Source organism: Nocardiopsis sp. NPDC055824 (genome assembly GCF_053616335.1).
This window is the reverse complement of the sequence record NZ_JBSHDN010000367.1, coordinates 1-2970: the sequence shown is the minus strand read 5'-3', so window position 1 is coordinate 2970 and position 2970 is coordinate 1. Positions and strand designations below refer to the sequence as shown.

At 76.1% G+C, this 2970-nt stretch carries 2 protein-coding genes; both read right to left on the bottom strand.

The features are described 5' to 3' along the window. Positions 1-185: 185 nt before the first annotated feature. Entirely contained in the window at positions 186-1388 is a 1203-nt protein-coding gene (locus ACWGL3_RS31850; protein ID WP_267944626.1) for an MFS transporter, read from the bottom strand. A 260-nt stretch (positions 1389-1648) separates the two neighbouring features. Then, positions 1649-2635 (bottom strand): LacI family DNA-binding transcriptional regulator, encoded by a 987-nt coding sequence (locus tag ACWGL3_RS31845; protein WP_267950406.1) that lies wholly within the window; start codon positions 2633-2635, stop codon positions 1649-1651. Between the last annotated feature and the right edge of the window lie 335 nt (positions 2636-2970).

Here is a 2970-nt window from a genome sequence, read left to right as displayed (position 1 = left end):
GCCCGTCGCCGACGGGCCCACCCCGGCCGCTGTCGTTCGTGGCGTCCCCGACCGCGAACACGCGGGGGAGGAGGTGCGTCCCATGGGGGACGGTCCTTCTTCCCTCCCCGGTGGGGAGACGCCCTGCGACCGCGCCGTGGAGACCGCCGGGGAGGCTGCTTCGGCCTCCCCGGCGCGGCCCGGACTCAGGGGGCCGTGCTGAAGCTCGGCGACTCCGCCCCGGCGCCCTCCCGGGCGCCTCCCGCGCGGGGGCGGTCCAGGAAGCCCGCCAGCACGGCGATGCCCAGGCCCACGACGGCCAGCAGCGCGCCGATCGCGGCGGGGGAGGTGTAGCCCAGGCCCGCGCTGATCCCGACGCCGCCCAGCCAGGCCCCGCCCGCGTTCGCCAGGTTGAAGGCGGAGTGGTTCGAGGCCGCGGCCATGGTCGGCGCCGCCCCGGCCCGGTTCATCACCAGGACCTGGAGCGGGGTGCACACGCCGAACCCCACCGCCCCCAGGACGACCAGGCTGACCGCCGCCGTCCAGGGGTTGTGCACGGTCACGGTGAACAGCGCCAGCACGATCGCCAGCGCGGCGAGGGAGCCGTAGATGGTGGGGCGCAGCGCGCGGTCGGCCAGGGGCCCCACGACCAGGGAGCCCAGGGTCATGCCGACCCCGAACAGGGCCAGGACGACCGGCACGGACGACGCGGACATCCCCGCCAGCTCGGTCATCATCGGCGAGACGTAGCTGTAGACGGCGAAGACCCCGGCGAAACCGAAGACCGCGGTGGTCAGGCCGAGCACGACCTGGGGGCGTCCCAGCTCGGACAGCTCCTGGCGCAGGCCAGCCCCCGGCGCCGCGGGCTGGCGCGGCACGAACGCCGCGACGCCCAGGGTGGCGAGCAGGGCGATGCCGGAGACGACCAGGAAGGCGGCGCGCCATCCCATCGCCTGGCCCAGGAAGGTGCCCACCGGCACCCCGACGATGTTGGCCACGGTCAGGCCCAGGAGGACGCGCGACACCGCCGTCGCCTGGCGGCCGGGGCCGGCCATCTGCGCGGCGACCAGGGACCCCACGCCGAGGAAGGCCCCGTGCGGCAGGCCGGCCAGGACCCGGGAGGCGAAGACGGCCCCGTAGGAGGGCGCCAGGACGGTGGCGAGGTTGCCCGCGAGGAAGAGTCCCATGAAGAGCAGCAGGACCGTCTTGCGGGGGACACGTGTGCTGAGCGCGGTGAGCAGCGGCGCGCCGACGACCACGCCCAGCGCGTAGGCGGAGATGAGATAGCCGGCGGTGGGGACCGAGACGCCGAGGTCGGCGGCGACGTCGGGCAGCAGTCCCATGATGACGAACTCGGTGGTACCGATGGCGAAGGCCCCGAGGGCCAGGGCGAGCAGGGCCAGAGGCATGGGTGGGCCCTCCAGACAAGGGACGGGGAAGAGACGGGGATCGCGGCGGGCGCCGTCGCCCGGAAAGCCCGCGCCTCGGCGACCCTGCCGGAGCGCCGAGGCGCGCAAGGGTCGTTTGGCACGTGCTAAATCCAGCCTCGCAGCACGGCCGGGGGGTTCTCAAACGATTCCGGTGTGATCTGTCCCGTGCGGGGGGAGAGCCTCACCACTCCCGCGTCCCGGCCGGACCCGCAGCGGGGGCAGGCCCCGGAGGGGCCGGATCAGCGCCGCGGGGGAGGTCCGGTGCTGCTCCGGACGGTGAGCACGGGCTCCAGGACCAGGTGTCGGCTCCCGGTGCGCCCGTCGTCCAGCCGCTCGGCCACCGAACGGACCGCGAGCCGGGCCATCTGCGCCGCGTCCTGACGCACGGAGGTGAGCCGCAGGAAGGGCAGGCGGGCCGTGCGGCTGTCGTCGTAGCCCACCACGGACATGTCCTCCGGAACGGAGGTCCCGGCGCGGACCAGGGTTCCCGCCAGGCCCAGGGCGCACAGGTCGTTGCACGCGACCACGGCCGTCGGGGGCCGGACCCGGGAGAGCAGCGTGCGCGCCGCCCGGGCCCCGGACTCCTCGGTGTAGTCGCCGGGGAGGACGTCGACGCGCCCGGAGAGCCCGTGGGCGGCCATTCCCTCCCGGTACCCCCTCAGGCGCTCACGTGCTCCGGGCAGGTCGCCCCCGTCGACGTGGGCGATGTCGCCGTGCCCCAGGGAGACCAGGTGGTCGACGGCCTGGCGGACCCCGCGCGCGTCGGCGGTCCGGACGCTGTCGGTGCCGGGCGCGCCGGTGCGCTGCCCGATCTCCACCACCGGCACGAGTTCGGCGACCTTGGCCAGGTCGGCCGGGGCGGCGGCGGACATGCCGATGAGGATGAGGGCCTCGCACCGCAGGCCCAGGAGGTCGTCGACGGACTCGCGCTCGGTGCGGGTGGGCAGCATGGCGCTGAGGACGACGCTGTAGTCGAGTTCGGCCGCCACCGGGTAGACGGCCTCGACCACGTGCGCGTCGAGGGGGTGTTCCAGGGTGAACAGCACGCCGACCTGGCGGCTGCGCGTCCGGCGCAGGAGGCGGGCGGCGGTGTCGGCCCGGTAGCCGAGCTCCTCGGCCGCCCGCAGGATCTGCTCGCGGGCGGAGGCGCTGGGGCCGGGGCGCCCGCCGAGGACGAGGGAGACCAGCTGCCGGGAGACGCCCACGCGGGCGGCGACGTCGGCCATGGTCGGGCGCCGGGCGGGCCGCTGCCCCCCGGGCCCGCCCGCGCCGGGGTCACCGGGCTTCGGCATCTGCGTCCCCTCGGACTCGCTGGTGTAAGCGCATCGTACTGCGGGGCGCGGCCCCGGCCGTCCGGTTGCCGTCCGCGTCCTCGGCGCGGGGATGGCCCGACACCTCGTGGAGGAGATGTGGGAGCCGGGGAGGGGGAGGCCGTGTCGGGGGCCTCGTCCCGCGGGCGGGCCCCGGCCTTCCGCCGGAGCGGCGGGGCGGCGGGGCGACCCCGGCACGCGCACGTGAGGGAGGCACGGGGAGCGGTGGTCGGGGGAAGGGCGGTGAAAAG